Source organism: Providencia sp. PROV076 (assembly GCF_028483405.1).
Lineage (GTDB): Bacteria > Pseudomonadota > Gammaproteobacteria > Enterobacterales > Enterobacteriaceae > Providencia > Providencia huaxiensis.
Map to the genome: position 1 here is coordinate 1 of NZ_JAMPRR010000013.1, position 23,037 is coordinate 23,037.

Consider the following 23,037-nt stretch of genomic DNA (forward strand, 5'->3'; position numbering starts at 1 on the left):
CCCCAGCCAATAGCACTATGACTTGAAATATTACTCAAATAAACGTTTTAATACGCTAAATAGTTCAAGTTGTGGCTAGGCAGCAAGCGGCGCTAAGCCCTAGGAGCATACATAAGTATGTGACTAGGGTTAGCAAGTGCAGCTAACAACGCCACAGCTTGAAATATGACGCGTATTATTTGATGACGCCGCAGGCCATTCTAGCCCCACCACCGCCTAACGCTTCTGGATTATCAGAATAGTTATCACCACCCACATGCACCATCAATGCACGATCTTGAACATCTTTGAGTGATTTTAAACGTGGTGCTAATACCGCATAATCAGCATTACCTTGGCTATCAGCAACAAGGCCAGGTAAATCGCCTAAATGCCCAGTATTATCATAAGGGCCTTTATGGACACCTGTTTTAGCTGTGTCTAGATGACCACCTGCTTTTAATGCTGGAACTGATTTACCGTCTTTTTCTCCGGGTTCACAGCTTGGGTTTTCATGAATATGAAACCCATGAATGCCAGCTTGCAGGCCCGTTAATTTGGGCGTGAACAGTAATCCATATTCCGTTTCTGAGATAACAACCTCACCTATTGTTTTACCATCACCTGTTGGGGTCGCTTCTTTTAATACAACAGTAGATTGAGCAGCGTATGCTGTCCCCGCTGTCAATAATGCAGCCAGTAAACACATTTTTAACTTCATTTTGCCTCCGGTGTATAACTTTTATCTATCATTCCATCGACTTACCTAAACACCTTAACAAGGTAAGAACTATTACTGTCAATTGATAACCACAACGACTTTATCTTAAGTTAACACAAATTAGTTATCACTTTGGTGCTACATTTGAGTTTAGTTAAAAATTGGAGGCTATATCACAATGAACGATAAGAAATGAAAGAAATGATGGTATAACAGTGAGTTACTCACCGGCAGGTATTGATATGAAATAGACAAGTTCGTTGGGGTGACACAGTTGCCTTGAATCAAACTCTCTAGACCAATAGCATAGCCAATTCTCAAGATCATTAAGTGAAAAATATTTCATCGCTAAACCCGAAGCCATGTTTACAATATCATCTTCTGGTGCGGTTAATTCATAACCATTTAATAATAGAAAAATATAACCCGCCATCATTGCTGCCCGTTTATTCGCATTTGCAAAAGAATGATTTTGGATAAGGCTTTCAATTAATACAGAAGTAAAACAAACATATCATCAGTTTGCTGATAGTACCTAACTTGGCTGGGTCTAGACAGGGAGGAATTGAGATTATTAAAATTGAGGACTTCTATAGGTTCATTAGGAGTTTGTAATTCTATCAATACCCTATTAATATTTACCAAATCATCAACAGATAAATATTAATACCTTCAACAAACTCCCCTTGGACGTGTATCACTCTCACTATACCTTAGCACGTTTTTCCATTGCTTTTTCATAGCGAGCGAAACCAAAATTAAAAGCATTTTTAACTTGGACTTCATGTGAACATTGCTCGCTAATTGCTGGTTTAGGTGCAGCAATTTTATTTTTGTCACGAGCAGGTATCAATGAGCGATTAGGCTTTTGTAATGCGTGCCCCATTTTATAACCTCTACTAAATCAATTCACTATAAAAAAAGATAATACTATCTGAACATAAAGTAAGGTAACTCATACTAAGTCAACTTATTTCATTACAGTGTATTTTACTATTTAACAAAAAAGCCAATCAAATTAAATTGATTGGCTTTTTTTCTTGAAAACAAAAGAGAACAATTATTTCTCTTTCACTTCCCATTTACCGTCAACGTAAAACGCACTCCACCCCGTTGCTTTGCCATTTTTTTCTGAAGAAACATATTGTTGCTTCGTTTTACGGCTAAAACGGACGACTGTTGGGTTACCTTCGCCATCTTCAGCTGGTGCTTCCGCCAAATAAGCAAGTTTTTCAGGTAAACGGTCTTTAAAGCGTTGTAATTCTGCAACTAATGGTGCACGTGTTTCTCGTGATTTAGGGAATGTATTTGCCGCAAGGAAAACCCCAGCAGCTCCATCACGTAACACAAAATACGCATCGGACTTTTCACATGGAAGTTCCGGTAATGGAACCGGATCTTCTTTCGGTGGTGCGACTTCACCACTTCGTAAAATTTTACGCGTATTTTTACACTCTTCGTTGGTACACCCCATGTACTTACCAAAACGCCCCATTTTCAGGTGCATTTCCGAACCGCACTTGTCACATTCAATGACTGGGCCATCGTAACCCTTAATACGGAATTCGCCTTCTTCGATTTCATAGCCTTCACATGCCGGGTTATTACCACAGACATGTAATTTACGGCCATTATCAATCAAATAGCTGTCCATCGCGGTGCCACATTTTGGACAACGACGTTTTGCTCTTAACGCATTAGTTTCCGCATCATCCCCTTCAAGCACATTTAAGACTTCATCTTCAGGGATAAGGTTGATTGTTTTTTTACAACGTTCTTTTGGTGGTAAAGCGTAACCAGAACAACCTAAAAATACCCCGGTTGACGCGGTACGAATACCCATATGGCGTTCACAATCAGGGCAAATGATTGAAGTGATCACCATTGGATTGGTGCGCATTCCACCTTCTTCCGGTTCTTTTTCAGCAACGTTTAGCTGCTTACTGAAGTCAGAGAAGAATTCATCTAACACCGCTTTCCATTCGGCATCATGATTAGCAACGTGGTCAAGCTGGTCTTCCATACGCGCAGTAAAATCGTAGTTCATCAGGTCGTTAAAGTTTTCCTCTAATCGATCGGTTACGATTTCACCCATTTTCTCTGCATAGAAACGACGATTTTCAACTTTGACATAACCTCTATCTTGGATCGTCGAAATAATCGCTGCATACGTTGAAGGACGACCAATACCGCGTTTTTCTAGCTCTTTAACCAAAGATGCTTCACTAAAACGTGCTGGTGGCTTGGTAAAGTGCTGGCTAGGCAATAACTCAGTTAATGACAATTCCACACCAACTTGTATTGGCGGTAATGTTTTATCTTCATCATTTTTACGCAATGCAGGCATGACTTTCGTCCAACCATCAAAGCGCAGAGTACGCCCTTTGGCTTTTAGTTCAAAATCCCCTGCTTTGACCGTTAAGGTTGTTGAATCATATTTCGCAGGTGTCATTTGACACGCCACAAATTGATTCCAAATCAATTGATACAACCTTTTCGCGTCGTTCTCCATGTCTTTTAGTGATTCAGGTAAAACATCGACACTCGAAGGACGAATGGCTTCGTGCGCCTCTTGCGAATTATCTTTACTACTATAAACATTCGCCTCTTTTGGCAGGTATTTCGCGCCAAAATTATCATTAATATAACCACGAACCATGTCGAGTGCATCTTGGCTCAAGTTTGTTGAGTCAGTACGCATATAGGTGATGTACCCAGCTTCATAAAGGCGCTGAGCCATCATCATGGTTTTTTTCACGCCAAAACCTAAACGGGTACTGGCGGCTTGTTGTAGCGTTGACGTGATATACGGTGCGCTCGGCTTGCTTGACGTCGGCCTATCTTCACGGTCAACAACCGAAAAACGCGCTTTCTCAAGGAGCTTAACCGCTGCTTCTGTTTGCGCTTTATTGACCGGTTTAAATGCCTTACCACCTTGTGAAGTAACTTCCATACGCAAGTTAGCGACATCTTTATCCGCTAAATCGGCATGCAGTTCCCAATATTCTTCAGGAACGAAGGCTTTAATTTCCCTTTCACGTTCAACAATGAGTTTCACTGCAACGGATTGGACACGACCAGCAGATAAGCCTCGAGCCACTTTTTTCCACAACAGTGGAGAAACCATGTAACCCACAACTCGGTCCATAAAACGACGCGCTTGTTGTGCGTTAACTCTATCTATGTTTAATTCCCCAGGACTATCAAATGCCTGAGTGATCGCATTCTTCGTAATTTCATTAAATACAACTCGACTAAAACGAGTATCATCTCCACCTATCACTTCGCGTAAATGCCACGCAATGGCTTCCCCTTCGCGGTCCAAGTCCGTTGCGAGGTAGATGTGATCAGCATCCTCCGCCAGTGATTTAAGTTCAGAAACTACTTTTTCTTTACCAGGTAGAATTTGATAATTCGCTTTCCAACCCTGGTAAGGGTCAATCCCCATACGCTTAACTAATGCGTCACGCGGATCTTTTTTTACTTTCTTTGTTTTGTCGGTAGATGAGCCTGTACTCTTTTGTGAGCCGGTTTGTGAACCAGAGCCGCTTTTCGGCAGATCACGAATGTGGCCAACGCTGCTTTTTACAACGTAGCCACTGCCAAGATACTTATTAATCGTTTTGGCCTTTGCCGGGGACTCCACTATAACAAGAGCTTTACCCATATTTACCTTTACCTAAATATCAATAATGGCGCATTTCTACATTAAAATGCGCAAAATGAGGATCTCTTTTTTATATTGCGACACAATCACAATATATCAATATATTTTTAAACAATTATTTGTGTTGAAACAAAACTTATAAATTCAATCACGTTATTCTAAAAAGCACAAAGTGTCTTCTAGTCGACTGATTTTAACCATATAAAGATGTTTAGCCATAATTGAAAACCACACACTCTACCTGATAAAATGCTAGAAGCAACCAATTATTTTTTCAAGGAAGCCAACTTATGCAAGACAGTTTACCATTCATCACAAAGAAAGAGTTACTTGAAAAAGCTAATGATATCATAAAGAAACATGATGATTACATTCATGGTATGTTTGTTGATACCGTTGAGCAACATCGAGGTACTCTGGTATTTAAAGGGGAGTTCTTCTTAGATGAGAACAATATTCCTACTTTAAAGAGTACAGCTGCTTTTAATATGTACAAGCACCTCGCTCATGTACTATCAGAACAATACCAATTGAGTGATAATAACTAGTTAACACGTTTGCTCTTTGTATAAAATTTACCGGCTAACAAGCCGGTAAATTAATAGTAGATTTAAAAACGCTTATTCGCTAGGCGAAATTCAAAATTACAAGAGTGGTTTTTGTCCGCGTTGCCACCAGCGCAATAATAAGTTATCCACGCTCTTTGCCGCGCTTCCCATAAACTTATCCATCATTTTTTTACTTAATACATAACGAATACTAACTATTTCCTTAGTATCAATTGCATTAATAATAAAATCATCACTAACACCGATATTATCCACTAACCCTTTATCAAGCGCCTGTGAACCATACCAATACTCCCCCGTTGCAACAGCGGAAATATCTAAAGATGGGCGATTTTGATGCACAAATTGTTTAAATAATTCATGTGTTGAATTTAAATCTTCGACAAACTTCTTACGGCCTTGCTCTGTATTCTCACCTAACATGGTCAATGTGCGTTTGTATTCACCCGCAGTATGAAGTTCTACATCAACATCATGTTTTTTTAGTAACCGATGAATATTCGGAATTTGAGCGACAACACCGATCGAACCAATAATGGCAAATGGCGCTGCAATGATTTTATCTGCAATGCAAGCCATCATGTATCCGCCACTCGCCGCAACTTTATCAACCGCAATAGTCAGCGGGATATTTTTTTCTTTGATCCTTAATAATTGCGAGGCTGCTAAACCATAACCATGAACCATCCCTCCTGGGCTTTCAAGTCTTAGTAAAACCTCGTCTTGTTGATCAGCAACTGCAAGAATAGCACTGATCTCTTCACGTAAAGAAGCGACTTCACGGGCATCCATGCTACCCTTGAAGTCTAATACATATAAACAAGGCTTTTTAACCCCTGTTTGGCCTAACTTAGCCCCTGTTTTCTCACTTTTTGATTTTGCTTTCTGCTGTTTTTTAAATGCTTTTAGCCACGCTTTATGTTCTGACTCATTCATTTTTATCTGTTGCATTTGGCGCTGACGCTCACGATAACTCTCACCTAAATCTGTGATTTTCAAAGCACCTTTTGCCCCTTGTCGACGCATGCCTACGCCAAACACAAAAACAGCTAGCAAAACCACCGCCACCAAAATTGTGACGATTTTTGCTAAAAATAGCCCATATAATGAGAAATACTCCACAATCTGATCCTTTTGATGTTTATCTTCAATACAAAAAATAATCTCACGATTACGCGCAAACAACCAGAAAAAAACAGAGTTAGCACGACAAACTTCGTTAATAACTATGTTAGATTAGCCAATTATCGCAATCAGTGCGATGATAACCATACATGCTAATCACTATAGTAGGAAAGAATATGCTCCAATATCAGCCTAGACAAGACCTATTGAAAGGTAAAACAATCCTTGTGACTGGTGCCGGTGATGGCATTGGCCGTGAAGCGGCACTCACTTATGCTCGCTATGGTGCATCCCTTATTCTTGTTGGTCGAACGCAGCATAAATTACAAGCCGTTAGTGATGAAATAGCGGCATTAGGTGGAAAGAATTCGCCGTGCTTTACGTTAGATTTATTAACAGCAACGATTGATGACTGCCATTCACTCGCCTCGCAAGTTGCCTCCATTGCACCTTATTTAGATGGCGTTTTGCACAATGCTGGAATACTTGGTGTGGTTGCCCCTATCACTGAGCAACCAAGCGACCTCTGGCATGATGTTATGCAAATAAATGTTAATGCCACATTTATGCTAACCCAAGCTTTACTCCCTCTATTGCTCAAAGCACCTAATGCCTCATTGATTTTTACCAGTTCAAGTGTAGGTAAACAGGGTCGCGCGGGTTGGGGAGCCTATGCTGTATCCAAATTTGCAACTGAAGGTTTTATGCAAGTGTTATCCGAAGAATATAAGCAGAGCAATCTTCGAGTAAACTGTATTAATCCAGGCGGTACTCGAACCGCAATGCGAGCAAGTGCATTCCCTGACGAAGATCCACTTAAATTAAAAACCCCTACCGATATCATGCCTATTTATATCTATTTGATGGGTGATGATAGCCTGCGTAAAACAGGGGGAAGCTATGATGCTCAACCAGGGCGAAAACCGGGAGCTGCGGAGTAAAAACAATGTCTCAAAGCCGACACGAAGAACGCCAACAACGTTTAAAAGAAAAAGTGGATGCCCGAATCGAAGCTGCACAAATTGAACGGGGTATCGTGATTGTCTTTACTGGAAATGGGAAAGGCAAAACAACTGCTGCTTTTGGTACTGTCTGCCGTGCGGTAGGTCATGGTAAAAAAGCGGCCGTTGTTCAGTTTATTAAAGGCGGCTGGGATAATGGTGAACGTGAATTACTAGAGCCTCAAGGGGTTCCCTTCTATGTTATGTCAACCGGGTTCACATGGGAAACTCAAAACAAAGAGACAGACACCCTTGCCTGTATGGAAACATGGCAGTACGCTAAGCAATTGTTAAGCGATCCACAATACGATTTAGTTATTTTAGATGAGCTAACCTACATGGTGAGTTATCATTACCTCCCATTAGCAGAAGTGATCCAGGCATTGCAAAGCCGTCCTGCCAATCAATCTGTCGTGATCACTGGTAGAGGTTGCCACCGAGACTTAATTGAGTTAGCCGATACAGTAACAGAAATGCGCCCTGTGAAACATGCGTTTGATGTTGGAATTAAAGCTCAAAAAGGGATTGATTGGTAATAATCCGATAATAAAGTGCAATAATACGATGTTTTTTACAGTTATTGCACTTTTAATCTAAAGTTATTTAACTGCTCCATCAATCAATCTATAAAAAATTATTTATTCTTATTCATTTATAACGCCAATTTGGTGTAAATCTTAAATAAATAAATGTTTCAGATAATTTAAATTACTTTCAATAAATTTAGAAAATGAAATACCACAATTAATTTATAGCAATAAAAAAACATAAAAATAATTAATGATATTCATTGTTATTTATCATTTTCATTAAACTGGATACGTATAACCACATCAGCAAACCCCCCTCATTAGACCAAAAGCACCAAAACACAACTATTTGATAAAAAAGAAATTATTTTAAAATAACTGATATTCATCCGCTTTTAATCAGCTTTGGTTATTTATCAATTAATAACGATATATTTATCCATGTTAACATTATTAATTTTATTTATTTTTCTATTTTATTTTAAGGGATATATATGAAAAACGCTTCAAGCTCTCATTTGAATTTCACTAAATTGAAATTTAACCCACTCTTTTTATGCGTTTCAATAATCATTGGAACCCCTACTATTGCCCAAGCTGCAATTATGCCAACTAATGGTGCTGGTATATTAAATCAAGGTAATGGGGCCAACTGTCGTTTATATTAATAAACCGAGTCAAGCTAGGGTTTCCCATAATACCTATAGCCAATTCGATGTTGATCAAAAAGGCGTTATTTTAAATAACAGTGCAAAAAATTCTAATACGACCATTGGCGGCAAAATTGGTGGCAATACCAATGTTGCTGGCGGGCGAGCTAAAGTCATTTTAAACGAAATAAATTCGAATTCAGCAACCACCTTAAATGGCATGATTGAAGTTGCAGGAGGAGAAGCACAAGTTATCGTTGCTAATGCATCGGGTATTACATGTAACAACTGTGGCTTTATCAATACGAACCGTACAACACTGACAACGGGTAAAGTAGAGCTAGCAAATGAGGGTTCTATTGCTAACTATAATGTGCAGCAAGGTAAAATTGCCATCAATGGGAGATTAGATACCAATTCTCCGACAGATTTAATTGCACGCTCGGTGGCCATTAATGGCATTTAATACCAAATTTGGGCTAACAGACCAAAATGGCGGCTTACAAACCAATAATGGTATCATTAAAGTTAAAGGTGATACGTTACATAATATCAATGGTTCTATTGTTGCAAATGTAAAAAATAATTCTGCAGTACGCAATGATGTTGATATTAATCTCAAAGCAGCACTCAATAATAATTATGGGAAAATTACAGCGGCTAATAACCAAAAGCTTAATATAGGTTCATTAGAAAACTACTCTGGAGAAGTGATAGCCGGTAAAAACCTAACTATTAATTCAAAAAACCGCATTAATAACCAATATGGGCCTTTACGTTCTACTAATACCACTAAAGTTACCAGCCCTATCGTCACGAATGGAACAACAGGAAATATTTCAGGTAATCGAGTGATTATTGATTCTGTATTAACTAACTAAAATAGTTCACGCTTAAAAGGGGGTCATTTGACCTCCTCTTCATTCTACTCATAACAGAACTAATATTCTGAATTAATCACAACCTCTTCACCAAAGCGCCCTGCTTTTGGCAATGGTTGGTAAGATGAGTTTGCTGCGCGTAAAATACGCACACCGCGAATACCTAACTCATGCGCTGCTGCGATATCGGCATCAGCATCACCATAATATATGGTAAGTTTGTGATCACGCATCCAGCTTACTTTATTATTTTGGCCTGGCTCATCACCCGCAAAAATGACAGGTTGCATTTTATCTGCCGGTATTGCTAAACCTTCCTGAACGTATTTAGTTACTGTTTCTGTTTTGGTTTTCGTACGGCCAGTAATGAAATAAACAGTGTCACCGCGCTCTAAGTGCATTTTGACTAAATCAATACCCACTTGTTTTGGCATACTGAATTTGTCCCACTCATTATTCATTTTTTCCCAAAATTGCTGATTTTTGAGATAGCTAAAATCGTTAGGTGAGAACTCTAATTTACCACGGTAAAAACCTGGGCTCGAAAATAACACTGTATCATCGATATCAAACCCAACAGCCATCGGGGCTTTTCCTTCTAGGCTTTGTTTAATTTGCTCGATGGAGACCCAATGGACAGGCTGTTGTTGAGCAAGTTCAACAACGGTAACGCCAGGGCTTACGGTTTCTGGCATTGGAATTTTTGCTTGAGACGTCGCGGTAAAACTTAATGCCAATGCAATCGCACTCAAAGTCAGTGTTATTTTTTTCATGTTTCGTCCTTATTCAGGTTTATCCACTTAAACCATTCTTTATTTATCTGGATAAACTGGGTAAGTAATAGGTTTATCTGTAATTTTGCCTTTATTATCAGTTAATAAACCAATGTTTGTGAGTCATATCTCACAAGAGAGGTCATACTAAGACTTTTAGTTACATTAAAATGAGACAAATGTCTCATAAATATTATCTATTATTGATAGGTTTCATAATAATGTGAACTAGACCATTAATTTTCTTATTATTAATAAGGTTATGTTCAATTCAATCATTACCCTAAGATAGGTAATTTCTCTCATATAAAAGCTAATATATTTTAATAGACAATAAATTAGACAAAAACACGCTGAGGGGATGGCCCCAGCGTGTTTAATATTCGATATGCAATCAGTCTAGATGCGAGTACGACGTTTCGCTGTTGGTCTTGATGATTGACGTTTTGATGCAGGACGTGATGCGACTTGTGTATGGCGTTTTACCGCACGGCGAATTTGGTTCGCTTTAATACGACGTTGGTCACGCTCAACAGCAACCTTACTTTCCGTTTCTACTGGCAATTCCACCAGCTCACGAAGATAGTTAGTTTGCTCTAAACCAAGCTCCGTCCATCCTCCACGAGGCAAGCCTTTTGGTAAATCAATATCACCATAACGCACACGGATTAAACGGCTGACTTGGACACCAACAGATTCCCAAAGGCGACGGACTTCGCGGTTACGCCCTTCAGTCAAGGTGACGTTAAACCACTGGTTCATTCCTTCTCCGCCACGGTAAGAAACCGTTTTAAAAGAAGCTGGACCATCTTCCAGTTGTACACCATTGATTAACTGGCGAATTTTTGCATCATTAATTTCGCCAAATACGCGTACTGCATATTCACGTTCAACTTCACGACTAGGGTGCATTAAACGATTAGCTAACTCACCATCTGTCGTGAATAGCAATAAGCCGCTTGTGTTAACATCTAAACGGCCAACAGCAATCCAGCGAGCTCCCGTTAACCGTGGTAAACGGTTAAAAACGGTTGGGCGCCCTTCAGGATCATGACGTGTGCATAATTCGCCCTCTGGCTTGTAGTAAGCCATTACACGGCAGATTTCCTTTTCAGCTTCTTTGATCGCTAATAAACGGCCATCTAAACGAATTTTTGTTGCGGGTGTGACTTCAACACGGTCTCCTAGTGTAGCAATTTTGCCATCAACACTAATACGACCCGCTTGCAGGAATGTTTCGATTTCTCGACGAGAACCATGCCCAGAACGAGCAAGGATTTTCTGTAATTTTTCAGTTTTTTGCGGTTTTACGCTCATGTAACCCTCTGCTGTCGCCTTCACAGGCGTCAAATACCTTTTTGGCACGTTATTTTTGCCGCACCAAAAAGCAATGAATTTGAAAACCCGCGCATTATACACAGGTTTGTCCTGAACCCCTATTACTTATCTGTATATCGCACTTTCAATACTATTTTATTTAATTCAGTACTGAACCTTAGACTTTCCAATAGTGATATTTACTCAAAAGGCGTTGGATCGCCAGTTCCGACTCGTGCTACAACCGGTGTATCATCAGTAAAGTCAATCACCGTTGTGGGTTTTTGCCCAATATAGCCACCGTGGATCACTAAATCGACTTGTTTATCAAGTAAATCGCGAATTTCTTCAGGGTCTGATTGCGTGAAATCATCACCGGGCATAATCAAACTCGTTGACATCAACGGTTCACCAACCGCTTCGAGTAAATCTCGCGCAATCGGGTTCGACGGCACACGCAAGCCTATGGTTTTACGTTTTTCATTCATTAAACGCCGCGGAACCTCTTTCGTTGCCCGTAAAATAAAGGTGTAATTACCCGGCGTATTATTTTTAATTAAACGAAAAACGGTATTATCAACATGTGCGTAATTCGATAGCTCAGAGAGATCCCGACACATTAATGTAAAATTATGGTTAGCATCCAGCTGACGGATACGACAGATGCGCTGTAGAGCATCTTTTTCTTCTAAACGACATCCAATGGCGTACCCTGAGTCGGTAGGGTAAACAATCACACCACCTTTATTTAAAATTTCAACACTCTGGCTAATAAGTCTTGCCTGAGGGTTGTCCGGATGGATATAAAAAAACTGGCTCATACATACCTCTAATTTTTGGGTATCGACAGCATCACCCGGCAAAAATACCTATAAATGCTACTATCTCTTAATTCCATGAGATGACCTACTCAGAATAAATCATCACTTATAATAATTATTTTACACCGCATTATTAATACATCAATTGATTAGCTGCTTTTTACTGCATTCCAAAGCGTCCAAACTGCATTATCATCATTAGGTAGCCATAAGTTTCGGCCAAGTTCTATCCAAGAACATGGTCGATGAAAATCTGAACCAACAGATGTATGTAAATTAGCATTGTTGGCTAATTCAGCTAAATATTGCTTTTCATTTGGTGGTTGCTGGCAATGAGAAACTTCCATGGCATCCCCTTCACACTGTTTAAAATGCGCAACCAACCGTTTTAACCATTTATTAGATAGTTGATATTTAGCAGGATGAGCCAATACCGCAACACCGCCTGCCGCATGGATTGCGTCAATGGAGGCTTGAATTGTGCACCACTTCGCAGGGACATATCCTGTTTTCCCTTTTGATAAATAGCGCTTAAACACGTTATTAATCGTTTTTTCTTTACCTATTTGCACTATATATTGTGCAAAATGTGCCCGCGTTACCTGCCCACCACCAGAAATGCGCTGTGCGTTCTCCCACGCATCATCAATGCCTGCTTTTTGTAATCGCCTGCCCATCTCAATACCGCGTTCGAAACGACGCTCAGATTGCTCTTCTAACAATTCAACCATAGCAGGGTGTGACGGAGAAAAATTTAACCCCACAATATGTATTTCAATATTTTCCCAAAGTGTCGAAATTTCAACACCATTGACTAGCTCAATTGGCCTTTCGTTTTCAGTAAGATAGCGGCGAGCCTCAAGTACCCCCTCACAAGTGTCGTGATCGGTAATTGCTAAAATATTAACCCCTTTTTCTATCGCACGTTCGATTAACGCGGCAGGAGTGAGTTCACCATCCGAGGCAGTCGTATGGCTATGCAAATCATAGCGAGTCACTAATGGCGTCGAGGCTGTCGACATATTGATATCTTCTCCAATTTCCATGAAAAACTATTTTTCCTAATAAATTAACAAAGCCCTTGACACAAACAATGCGATCTAGTTAACTAGTACGCAAGACAACCAAGACCAAAAATAATCAGTTTATCCAGTGAGGCATACAATGACTTTATTTAACTTATCAAATCGTTGGTGGCGTGACTTCCCAAATTGGGCGGAAGCCGCACGCGCATAGTTATTGTATGTTTCAGTGCCAAACCCGCCCTTCCTCGGCGGGTTTTTTAATGTCAAAAATTAATGTAAGGCAACAAAATGAACGAACAAAGCACCACATTAGCACATTTTACGTATCTGGATAGCCCAATTAATTATCAGCCTGATCCAACATTATTATTTAATCATCTGTGTCATCAAGTTCCATCAACAATGCTGTTGGAATCCGCTGAAATTAATAATAAAGCTAACTTACAAAGCTTGCTTGTTGTCAACAGCGCACTACGTATCCGTGCTTTTGGTCAAAAAGTTGAAATCGAAGCGTTAACGCCAAATGGCCAGGCTTTATTACCCAAACTATTAGCGCAATTAACAGATTTAATCATGCATCATAGCATGCAAGAAAATAGTTTAACGGTGACGTTCAGCCTACCGGCACAAGATTTAGACGAAGACAGCCGTCTAAAGGCGGCATCTTGTTTGGACGTTTTACGTGCGCTACCCGCTCTCGCGCAAACTTATTCGACAAAGCCTGAAAATCTGTTTGTTGGTGGGTTATTTGCTTATGATTTAGTCGCAAGTTTTGAAGATTTACCCAACGTTAATACTGTTAATCACTGCCCTGACTATTGTTTTTTTGTTGCTGAGCATTATTTAGTGATTGACCATCAAAATCAGGCTGCTCGGCTAAAAAGCAGCTTATTTAGCCAAAATGAGCAAGCTATCGAAACTGTTAAGCAGCGACACTCACAAATTATTGCTTCGTGTCGGCCATTCTTACCTGCGCTTCCTTTAGCAACTGCGCCCGATTTTGCCGTATCGATAAACAAAAATGACCAAGAATATGGGGATGTTGTTACTTCATTAAAAGAAGCCATATACCGTGGTGATATTTTTCAGGTTGTGCCTTCACGTAAATTTACGATGCCGTGCTCGCACCCGTTGATTGCATACCAAAAGCTCAAAGCACAAAACCCAAGCCCTTATATGTTCTACATGCAAGATGACGCATTCACACTTTTTGGCGCTTCGCCTGAAAGCGCACTCAAATATGCGACAGAAAATCGCAAGGTCGAAATTTACCCAATCGCTGGAACTCGCCCTCGAGGCCGTAACGCACAAGGTGAATTAGACCTTGATTTAGATAGCCGAATTGAGCTTTCCATGCGTTCAGATGAAAAAGAGCTTGCTGAACACATTATGTTAGTTGACTTAGCGCGCAACGATTTAGCACGTATCTGTGAAGCGGGTAGCCGCTATGTTGCCAACCTAACTAAAGTTGATCGCTACTCTTTCGTAATGCATTTAGTTTCTCATGTCGTGGGAACATTACGCCAAGATTTAGATGTTTTTCATGCATATCAAGCCTGTATGAATATGGGGACTTTAACGGGGGCACCAAAGGTAAAAGCAATGCAGCTGATTGCGCAATATGAACAAGAGCGCCGCGGGTCATACGGCGGAGCCGTAGGATATTTTCAAGGAAATGGTGATTTTGATACCTGCATCGTTATTCGCTCTGCGTACGTAGAAAATGGCATTGCCACTGTACAAGCGGGAGGGGGCGTCGTTCTAGACTCCATCCCTCAAGCCGAAGCCGATGAGACCCGTAATAAAGCACGTGCTGTGATCCGCGCAATTGCCCAAGCACACCAAGTTAAGGAGTTATTCTAATGGCGAATATTTTACTGCTCGATAACGTTGACTCCTTTACTTATAACCTAGTAGACCAACTGCGTGCAGGTGGCCATAACGTGGTTATTTACCGCAACACCGTCAATGTAGAACATATTTTATCTGTATTAGAACAAATGATTTCACCAATTTTAGTCTTATCGCCTGGCCCAGGAAAACCTAGCGAAGCAGGTTCAATGCCAGAAGTTTTAAGGCGAGTAAAAGGCAAAATTCCTGTTATCGGTATTTGTTTAGGCCACCAAGCTATCGTAGAAGCCTATGGTGGGACCGTCTCTGCCGCAGGTGAAATTTTGCATGGTAAGTCATCAATAGCCACACATGATGGTTTAGCCATGTTTAATCATCTTGAAAACCCAATATCAGTGGCTCGTTACCACTCTCTTGTTGGTAGCCAAATTCCTGAGAGCTTGACCATTTGTGCCCAGTCAAATGGCATGGTCATGGCTGTACGTAATGATAGCGATAGAGTTTGTGGATTCCAGTTTCATCCTGAATCCATTTTAACAACGCAAGGCAAACAGTTGTTAGAAAATACCGTGGCATGGGCTCTTTCTACTCCCAATGCAATCGAATCCTCTCATTCGCACTAACGGAATACTAAAGAGCCAATTATGCAAAATATTTATGATAAATTATTTAAAGCGCAACCGCTGACTCAACAAGAAAGCCAGTTCTTGTTTAATGCCATCATTCAAGGTGAATTGACAGAGCCTCAGTTAGCTGCTGTATTAATCAGCATGAAAATGCGTGGTGAACAACCACAAGAAATTGCTGGAGCCGCTCTAGCTTGTTTAGAAAATGCACAACCCTTTCCTCGTCCTGACTACTCATTCAGTGATATTGTTGGCACGGGTGGAGATGGTGCAAATAGTATCAATATTTCAACAGCGAGCGCATTCGTTGCTGCTGAATGTGGTATTAAAGTTGCCAAACACGGTAATCGTAGTGTTTCGAGCCGTTCAGGATCTTCAGATTTACTTGCAGCTTTTGGTATCCCTCTAGATCTCAGTGCACAAAGTGCTCGTGATGCATTAGATGATCTTGGAGTTTGTTTTTTATTTGCACCGCAATATCACAGTGGGTTTCGCCATGCAGCTCCTGTACGCACTCAGTTGAAAACCCGAACGTTATTCAATGTATTGGGCCCATTAATTAACCCTGCTCGCCCGCCAATTGCTCTTATCGGTGTTTACCAAGCGTCATTGGTAAAACCGGTGTCTGAAACATTACAGATGCTTGGTTTCACCCGTGCAGCTGTGGTACACAGTGGAGGAATGGATGAAGTTTCATTACATGCAGTCACTCAAGTCGCTGAACTAAAAGATGGTAAAGTACAACATTACCAATTAACTGCAGATGATTTTGGGTTAGAACCGTATCAATTACGTGACTTAGAAGGTGGTACACCAGATGAAAACCGCGTATTGCTTAGTCATTTACTTCAAGGCCATGGGCAAGCCGCTCACGAAGCGGCTGTAGCGGCCAATGTTGCCATGTTGATGCGTATTAATGGCCATGAAGACTTAAAACAGAACAGCGAACACGCACTCGCAATTATTCGTAGCGGTAAAGCATTTGACCGCGTTACAGCACTCGCGGCAAGGAAACAATAAAATGAAAGCGACAGTCTTACAAAAAATTGTTGATGATAAAGTTGACTATTTAATCGAACGCAAAGGCAAACAACCGTTAGAGAGCTTTATTGCTGATATTCAGCCTAGTCAGCGTAGTTTCTATCACGCACTAAGCGCAAAACGCCCTGTTTTTATTTTAGAGTGCAAAAAAGCCTCTCCTTCAAAAGGGTTGATTCGTGCTGACTTCGACCCTGCAATGATAGCTAAAACTTATGCACCCTACGCATCTGCGATTTCTGTTCTTACTGATGAAAAATATTTTCAAGGGAAAATGGATTACTTAACGATTGTCAGTAATACCGTAAAGCAACCCGTGTTATGCAAAGATTTTATCATTGACCCATACCAAATCTACCTTGCACGTTACTACCAAGCGGATGCTATCTTACTGATGTTATCTGTCTTAAATGATGATGAATATATAGCATTAGCTGAAGTTGCTCATCAACTTGGTATGGGAATATTAACGGAAGTCAGTAATGAGGAAGAATTAGAGAGAGCTATCCGGTTAAAAGCCAAGGTTGTTGGCATCAATAACCGCGATTTACGTGATCTTTCTATTGATTTAAATCGAACTCGTGAACTCGCCCCCCGCTTAGCGGAGGGTACCATTGTGATCAGTGAGTCAGGTATTCATCAGCATCAACATATTCAGTCGCTAAGACAATTTGCGAATGGTTTTTTAATTGGTAGTGCATTAATGGAGCAAGCTGACCTAGATAAAGCCATTCGAAGCTTGTTAGTAGGAGAACATAAAGTCTGTGGTTTAACCCGCGAACAAGACGCAAAAGCCGCATTTGAAGCAGGAGCACACTACGGCGGGTTGATTTTTGCTGAAACCTCCCCCCGAAAAGTGACGTTGTCACAGGCGCAAAATATCATCCATGCCGCGCCGTTAAAATATGTCGGTGTTTTCCGCAATCAATCTGCCGACTTTGTTGCCCATATCGCCAAACAGCTTGCTTTATCTGCTGTGCAATTACATGGTGAAGAAGATGCTTCTTATATCAATACGTTAAGAACATTTCTACCAAGCTACTGTGAAGTTTGGAAAGCACTCGATATGTCACGAACGACTTTAAATGACTACGACACACAAGGTATTGATGTGTTACTGCTGGATAATGGCTCCGGTGGAACTGGCAAAACCTTCGATTGGTCAGCAACCCCCTCGTTCACAACACAGAAATTAATGATAGCGGGCGGGCTTACCCCTGATAACTGCCTAGACGCGGCAAAGTTACTGTGCAACGGATTAGACTTTAATTCAGGGGTTGAAATTGAACCTGGTATAAAAAGCGAACAAAAAATAAATTTGGTGTTGTCAGCGTTGTTAGCCGAATCAACGGCTCACTAATACACAACAAAAGATAAAACTCCAACACCAATTAATGTAACTGATAAAATGGACAATCGATAATGAGCAAATTAGATCCGTATTTTGGCGAGTTTGGTGGACAATATGTCCCAGAAATTCTTATTCCCGCATTAAACCAATTAGAAGATGCGTTTATCGACGCACAAAATGATGCTGAATTTATTCGTGAGTTTCACGACTTGCTAAAAAACTATGCAGGTCGCCCGACTGCACTCACGTTGTGCCAAAATTTAACGGCAGGTACAAAAACAAAACTCTATTTAAAACGTGAAGATTTATTACATGGCGGCGCCCATAAGACAAACCAAGTATTAGGCCAAGCACTACTGGCTAAGCGAATGGGGAAAAGCGAAATTATTGCAGAAACTGGCGCTGGGCAACATGGGGTTGCAACAGCGCTTGCTTGTGCATTATTGAACATGAAATGCCGTATCTATATGGGCGCAAAAGATGTTGAACGCCAATCTCCCAACGTATTTCGTATGAAATTGATGGGCGCTGAAGTCATTCCTGTTCACAGTGGCTCAGCAACCTTGAAAGATGCCTGTAATGAAGCATTAAGGGACTGGTCTGGCAGCTATGATAAAGCACACTATTTATTAGGGACAGCAGCAGGGCCTCACCCATATCCAACAATTGTACGTGAATTCCAACGCATGATTGGTGACGAAGCAAAACAACAGATTCTCGAAAAAGAAGGCCGTTTACCCGATGCGGTAGTTGCATGCATCGGTGGCGGTTCAAACGCAATAGGCTTATTTGCCTCTTTTATTCCAGAAGAAAGTGTGAAATTAATTGGTGTTGAACCTGCAGGATTAGGGATTGAATCAGGGCAACATGGCGCTCCATTAAAACATGGTCGTGTCGGGATTTATTTTGGTATGAAATCACCGATGATGCAAACCAGTGAAGGTCAAATTGAAGAGTCGTATTCCATCTCTGCAGGATTAGATTTTCCTTCCGTTGGGCCTCAGCATGCCCATTTAAACAGTATTGGTCGCGCAGAATATGTTTCCATTACCGATGATGAAGCCTTAAATGCGTTTAAATTATTATCACGTAAGGAAGGGATTATTCCTGCGCTAGAATCATCTCATGCTCTCGCTTATGCATTAAAAATGGCGGAGAAAGAACCGAATAAAGAACAGTTATTAATCGTCAATTTGTCTGGCCGTGGTGATAAAGATATTTTTACAGTACATGATATTTTAGCCAGCAAAGGAGAAATCTAATGGAACGCTACACCCAACTTTTTGAACGTTTAGCTCAGAACCACCAAGGCGCATTTGTTCCATTTGTCACTTTAGGTGACCCGGATGCTGAATTATCATTAAAAATTGTCGATGCCTTGATTGCTGGTGGTGCTGATGCATTAGAGATTGGTATTCCTTTTTCCGATCCACTGGCAGATGGCCCAACTATCCAAAATGCGAATTTACGTGCATTTAAAAGTGAAATCACCCCGACAATTTGTTTCGAATTACTCAGCCGCATTAGAGAAAAACACCCTACTATTCCTATCGGGTTATTAGTATATGCAAATCTAGTATTTACCAATGGCATCGAAAATTTTTATATTCGCTGCGAAAAAGCAGGCGTTGACTCGGTATTAGTTGCAGATGTTCCTATGTCTGAATCACAGCCATTTCGTGAAGCTGCACGAGCTCACAACATTGCGCCTATTTTTATTTGTCCACCAAATGCTAGTGATGAGCTACTTCAACAAATTGGAAAATATAGCCAAGGTTATACATATTTAGTATCACGTGCAGGTGTGACCGGCACAGAAAAACGTGCTGAAACGCCATTGGCCCATTTATTGAGTGAATTAAACCAATATAGCGCAGCTCCCGCCCTACAAGGCTTTGGAATATCAGAGCCTGAACAGGTAAAAGAGGCGATTAAAAATGGTGCAGCTGGTGCAATATCAGGTTCTGCGGTAGTTAAAATTATTGAAAATAATCTTAGTCGCCCTGACATCATGCTTAATTTATTAACTGAGTTTGTTGTAAAAATGAAAGCAGCAACACAAAAATAGATAAAGAATAAATAGTAATCAAGCCATATTTAAAATTAATGGCTTGATTGCTTCAAAACATTTTTATAAAGAGATAAAATGACAAGTTCATTTTTCACACAATCACTTCTTAACTTAAATTCCCTTACATATATTTATATACTCTAAATAACCGTAATTTATTTTTCATTATAATTACTAGCTCACTCAATCATAAAAAAAACTTACCAAATCAAGATTTATTCAAAGTAGTGGCTACGCATTACTACTTTGATAATTACCCTTACCAAAACCATAGCAGAGTAAATATTACCCATTGATATCATTTATTATTTTATAATCAAACGTATAAATAGCTATATATATAGCAATATAGGAGCTTTACTCTTATTTTATTTACCCTTCTCAACTTTAACACAATTAAATTTTAATAATAATCAGTATATTGCATAATCACCAAGCTTTAATGGAATTTAAGTTAACTATTTTTATTTTATCTATAGTCTATTTTAGGGATATATATGAAACATTTCGCTAAGAACTCCAGCAGTCATCCAATGTTGAGAATTAAACCTATTTTTTTAAGTGTCTCTGTTATTTTAGGTTCAGCCTCTGTTGCCCACGCTTCAATTAATAACATTAATGGTGCTGGCGTCATTCATCAAAACAATGGCCCTACTATTGTTAATATTAATGGTGCGAGTAATAAAGGTGTTTCTCATAACATCTATAACCAATTTGACGTTAACCAAAAAGGCGTTATTTTAAATAACAGTGCGACCAGCAGTAATACGGTATTAGGTGGGCAAATAAATGGTAACCTTAACTTAAATAATGGTAATGGCCCTGCTACCGTTATTCTAAATGAAGTCAACTCAAATAAAGCTAGTACACTAAGCGGTATGATTGAAGTTGGTGGAAATAAAGCTCAAGTTATTGTTGCTAACCCATCGGGTATTACATGTAATAACTGTGGTTTTATTAATACAGATAGAGCAACCTTAACAACGGGCATTCCTATTGTTGCAGGTGGTGATATTCTTGGCTACAACGTTTCAAATGGCCAAATCACGATTAACAACCGTCTACAGTCAGACTCACCAACAGATATCATCGCTCGTTCGGCAGTTATTCGTGGAAATATTACAGCTAAAGAAATTAATGTTATTACTGGTAATAACTTTGTTGATGCAGATGCAACTAACTTTATTATCTTTTCCATTATACGTATCAGGTAATACTGCACAAATCATTGATCAACAGATCAATAATCAAGCAACACAAGATAGATCTCGTCAGCAACAAACACAATTAGAAACTAAAGACGTTTTAGGTAAAAACAGAGAACAAGCAAACAATATTTTAGTTTTTGATGATGAGAAAGACTGCTTTGAAATGAAACGAGTTATTTTGCTTTCCGAGCCAAAGCTCCCATCAATGCGACCTTTAGAGACATATGCAAATCAAGTCGTTGGTGTTTGTATTGGTATTAACGGTGTAGAAACACTCGCTAAAGGCCTACAGGATAAAATAATTAAGTCAGGCTATGTAACAACTCGGGTTAATATTCCTGAACAAAACATCAGTGAAGGAACTTTAACGCTCCAAATTATTCCAGGTAAAGTGGCGAATGTAAAACTTGCTGAAGGTAGCGATACTTATATTACTTTAGGGGCAATTATGCCTGCTAAAGAAGGAGACATTCTGAATATCCGTGACATCGAACAAGGTTTAGAGAACCTTGAACGGATACCGGGTGCTAAAGTGAATATAAAGCTAGCGCCGGGTAAAGAGCTTTCCACATCTGATATTTCCATACAAAGAGAGAAATCATCTCACTTTAACGTAGGTGGATATTACAACAACTCAGGAAGTCGCCAAACGGGTAAAGATCAAGTCGGGGTGACTCTGTATGCTAATAACCTAACGAGTTTAAACGATACCTTATATGTATCTGCAGGAAAAAATGCAAAAAACCAAGCGCGAAACAGCACCAGCAATGCTTCTATTTATTATGCTGTTCCCTATAATTATTGGCTTTTCTCATTGTACGCAAGTAAAAGTGACTATAAGCAAACTATTAATGACTCTGTACTCAGCTATAAGTACTATGGTGATAGTAAATATTATAATACGACAGCAAGTAATGTATTTTACGTGGACAAACTTATAAAGATACCGCATCTATTCAACTAATTAAGCGTAAATCAAAATATAAATTAGAAGATGTCACCTTACTTTCACAACAACGCGACTTAACCAGTCTGAAGCTTGGCGTTAACCACCGACAGAATATTGATAACTCAACTGTTGACGCTTCAATTTACTATCAACGTAACGTACCTTGGTTTGGAGCCGATGAAAGCTGGGATATGAAATACGGTGATGTCAGCACCATGGGGCGACTATTCACTCTCGATGTTTCAGGAATGCTCCCTTTTGCGTTCAATGATTTTGTGATGAGTTATAACCCACAATTATTTGTACAATATTCACGAGACCGTTTAACCATCCAAGATCAATTCTCGTTAGGTAACCGTTGGACTGTACGTGGTTTTGATGAAGAGTTTTCACTAATCGGAGATAAGGGGTTTTATTTACGAAATGAATTTAACTTTTATATCCCTGGCTTCTCCTTTTATCCCTACTACGCACTTGACTATGGCCGAATATTTGGAGGTGTTTATCCACTAGGCCTCTATTCTGATGACCAATTATTAGGTACGGCTATAGGCATGAGAGGTAATGCTAATATATTCAGTCATGACTTATTTCTAGGTGTACCACTTTATAAGCCGGATGAATATGAAACTAGCAGTGTCAATGCTGGGTTAAACGTGCAGTGGTTTTGGTAATTTAATATTGCAAATTTGAATAATATCTTAAAGCTGAATATGCTCCTGTATTCGGCTTTTTTATTTCAAGGTAGTTAGTCTCAATATTTTATTTAATCTTTATTAATCAACCTAAATAGTGACAACCAATAAATACCTTTACTTTATTATCACTCTATAACACTAATTAACATATTATAAATATCATCATCATAATTTGTTATTATTATG

The 23,037-nt window shown here is 39.7% G+C and carries 19 protein-coding genes, 3 pseudogenes and 1 other annotated feature; of the genes and pseudogenes, 13 read left to right on the forward strand and 9 right to left on the reverse strand.

Annotated features, from left to right (window positions below; translation table 11 throughout):
* Positions 1–175 precede the first annotated feature (175 nt).
* The 4 genes and pseudogenes from sodC to topA form a co-directional block, all read right to left on the reverse strand.
* On the reverse strand, positions 176–700 hold the full coding sequence (gene sodC / locus PSF67_RS09015) for a superoxide dismutase family protein (protein ID WP_166264933.1): 525 nt from the start codon (positions 698–700) through the stop codon (positions 176–178).
* Between the two features lie 220 nt (positions 701–920).
* Positions 921–1,401 (reverse strand): annotated as a pseudogene (locus tag PSF67_RS09020) (type II toxin-antitoxin system death-on-curing family toxin).
* Positions 1,402–1,406: 5 nt separating this feature from the next.
* Positions 1,407–1,586: a hypothetical protein gene (locus tag PSF67_RS09025; RefSeq protein ID WP_272676801.1), complete on the reverse strand. Its 180-nt coding sequence runs from the start codon at positions 1,584–1,586 to the stop codon at positions 1,407–1,409.
* Between the two features lie 174 nt (positions 1,587–1,760).
* Complete coding sequence (gene topA, locus PSF67_RS09030; RefSeq protein WP_210844260.1) at positions 1,761–4,367, reverse strand: type I DNA topoisomerase; 2,607 nt, start codon at positions 4,365–4,367, stop codon at positions 1,761–1,763.
* Between the two features lie 290 nt (positions 4,368–4,657).
* On the opposite strand from topA, the gene PSF67_RS09035 reads away from it, so the two are divergent.
* Complete coding sequence (locus PSF67_RS09035; RefSeq protein ID WP_102138622.1) at positions 4,658–4,915, forward strand: DUF2498 family protein; 258 nt, start codon at positions 4,658–4,660, stop codon at positions 4,913–4,915.
* A 96-nt stretch (positions 4,916–5,011) separates the two neighbouring features.
* Here PSF67_RS09035 and sohB read toward each other — a convergent pair whose 3' ends face one another.
* Positions 5,012–6,058 carry a protease SohB gene (gene sohB / locus PSF67_RS09040; RefSeq protein WP_102138623.1) on the reverse strand — a complete coding sequence of 349 codons (1,047 nt, stop codon included), beginning with the start codon at positions 6,056–6,058 and terminating at the stop codon, positions 5,012–5,014.
* 179 nt (positions 6,059–6,237) lie between these two features.
* Between sohB and PSF67_RS09045 the strand changes: the two genes are divergently transcribed.
* The 5 genes from PSF67_RS09045 to PSF67_RS09065 all read left to right on the forward strand — a co-directional run bounded on the left by PSF67_RS09045 (position 6,238) and on the right by PSF67_RS09065 (position 9,123).
* Complete coding sequence (locus PSF67_RS09045; protein ID WP_272676802.1) at positions 6,238–7,002, forward strand: YciK family oxidoreductase; 765 nt, start codon at positions 6,238–6,240, stop codon at positions 7,000–7,002.
* Between the two features lie 5 nt (positions 7,003–7,007).
* On the forward strand, positions 7,008–7,598 hold the full coding sequence (gene cobO, locus PSF67_RS09050) for a cob(I)yrinic acid a,c-diamide adenosyltransferase (RefSeq protein WP_102138625.1): 591 nt from the start codon (positions 7,008–7,010) through the stop codon (positions 7,596–7,598).
* 488 nt (positions 7,599–8,086) lie between these two features.
* Positions 8,087–8,260, forward strand: coding sequence for a hypothetical protein (locus PSF67_RS09055; RefSeq protein ID WP_272676803.1), 174 nt, complete (start codon positions 8,087–8,089; stop codon positions 8,258–8,260).
* Positions 8,235–8,708 (forward strand): two-partner secretion domain-containing protein, encoded by a 474-nt coding sequence (locus PSF67_RS09060; protein WP_272676804.1) that lies wholly within the window; start codon positions 8,235–8,237, stop codon positions 8,706–8,708. The genes PSF67_RS09055 and PSF67_RS09060 overlap by 26 nt, the downstream gene beginning before the upstream one ends.
* Positions 8,698–9,123: a hypothetical protein gene (locus tag PSF67_RS09065; protein WP_272676805.1), complete on the forward strand. Its 426-nt coding sequence runs from the start codon at positions 8,698–8,700 to the stop codon at positions 9,121–9,123. Before PSF67_RS09060 ends, PSF67_RS09065 begins: the two co-directional genes overlap by 11 nt.
* Positions 9,124–9,182: 59 nt before the next feature.
* On the opposite strand, the gene aphA is transcribed toward PSF67_RS09065, so the two are convergent.
* From aphA to rnm, 4 genes are all read right to left on the reverse strand, one after another.
* Positions 9,183–9,896 carry an acid phosphatase AphA gene (gene aphA / locus PSF67_RS09070; RefSeq protein WP_102138627.1) on the reverse strand — a complete coding sequence of 238 codons (714 nt, stop codon included), beginning with the start codon at positions 9,894–9,896 and terminating at the stop codon, positions 9,183–9,185.
* Positions 9,897–10,295: 399 nt separating this feature from the next.
* Positions 10,296–11,213: a 23S rRNA pseudouridine(2605) synthase RluB gene (rluB, locus tag PSF67_RS09075; protein WP_168222841.1), complete on the reverse strand. Its 918-nt coding sequence runs from the start codon at positions 11,211–11,213 to the stop codon at positions 10,296–10,298.
* A 200-nt stretch (positions 11,214–11,413) separates the two neighbouring features.
* Positions 11,414–12,034: an L-threonylcarbamoyladenylate synthase gene (locus PSF67_RS09080; protein ID WP_036957701.1), complete on the reverse strand. Its 621-nt coding sequence runs from the start codon at positions 12,032–12,034 to the stop codon at positions 11,414–11,416.
* A 149-nt stretch (positions 12,035–12,183) separates the two neighbouring features.
* The gene (gene rnm, locus PSF67_RS09085) at positions 12,184–13,056 is read right to left on the reverse strand and encodes an RNase RNM (RefSeq protein ID WP_166265040.1); all 873 of its coding nucleotides are present in this window, start codon (positions 13,054–13,056) and stop codon (positions 12,184–12,186) included.
* A 163-nt stretch (positions 13,057–13,219) separates the two neighbouring features.
* Positions 13,220–13,321: a sequence feature (Trp leader region), on the forward strand.
* A gap of 26 nt (positions 13,322–13,347) precedes the next feature.
* On the opposite strand from rnm, the gene PSF67_RS09090 reads away from it, so the two are divergent.
* From PSF67_RS09090 to PSF67_RS09120, 7 genes and pseudogenes are all read left to right on the forward strand, one after another.
* Entirely contained in the window at positions 13,348–14,922 is a 1,575-nt protein-coding gene (locus tag PSF67_RS09090; RefSeq protein WP_272676806.1) for an anthranilate synthase component 1, read from the forward strand.
* A pseudogene (trpD, locus tag PSF67_RS09095) lies at positions 14,922–16,556 on the forward strand (bifunctional anthranilate synthase glutamate amidotransferase component TrpG/anthranilate phosphoribosyltransferase TrpD). Before PSF67_RS09090 ends, trpD begins: the two are co-directional and overlap by 1 nt.
* Before the next feature lies 1 nt (position 16,557).
* Positions 16,558–17,934, forward strand: coding sequence for a bifunctional indole-3-glycerol-phosphate synthase TrpC/phosphoribosylanthranilate isomerase TrpF (gene trpCF, locus PSF67_RS09100; RefSeq protein WP_272676807.1), 1,377 nt, complete (start codon positions 16,558–16,560; stop codon positions 17,932–17,934).
* A 62-nt stretch (positions 17,935–17,996) separates the two neighbouring features.
* Positions 17,997–19,187 (forward strand): tryptophan synthase subunit beta, encoded by a 1,191-nt coding sequence (trpB, locus tag PSF67_RS09105; protein ID WP_195697159.1) that lies wholly within the window; start codon positions 17,997–17,999, stop codon positions 19,185–19,187.
* Entirely contained in the window at positions 19,187–19,993 is an 807-nt protein-coding gene (trpA, locus tag PSF67_RS09110) for a tryptophan synthase subunit alpha (RefSeq protein WP_181489773.1), read from the forward strand. Before trpB ends, trpA begins: the two co-directional genes overlap by 1 nt.
* Before the next feature lie 500 nt (positions 19,994–20,493).
* A complete protein-coding gene (locus PSF67_RS09115) occupies positions 20,494–21,210 on the forward strand; it encodes a two-partner secretion domain-containing protein (RefSeq protein WP_272676808.1) in 717 nt (238 codons plus the stop codon).
* Positions 21,211–21,409: 199 nt separating this feature from the next.
* Positions 21,410–22,827 (forward strand): annotated as a pseudogene (locus PSF67_RS09120) (ShlB/FhaC/HecB family hemolysin secretion/activation protein).
* Positions 22,828–23,037: the final 210 nt, after the last annotated feature.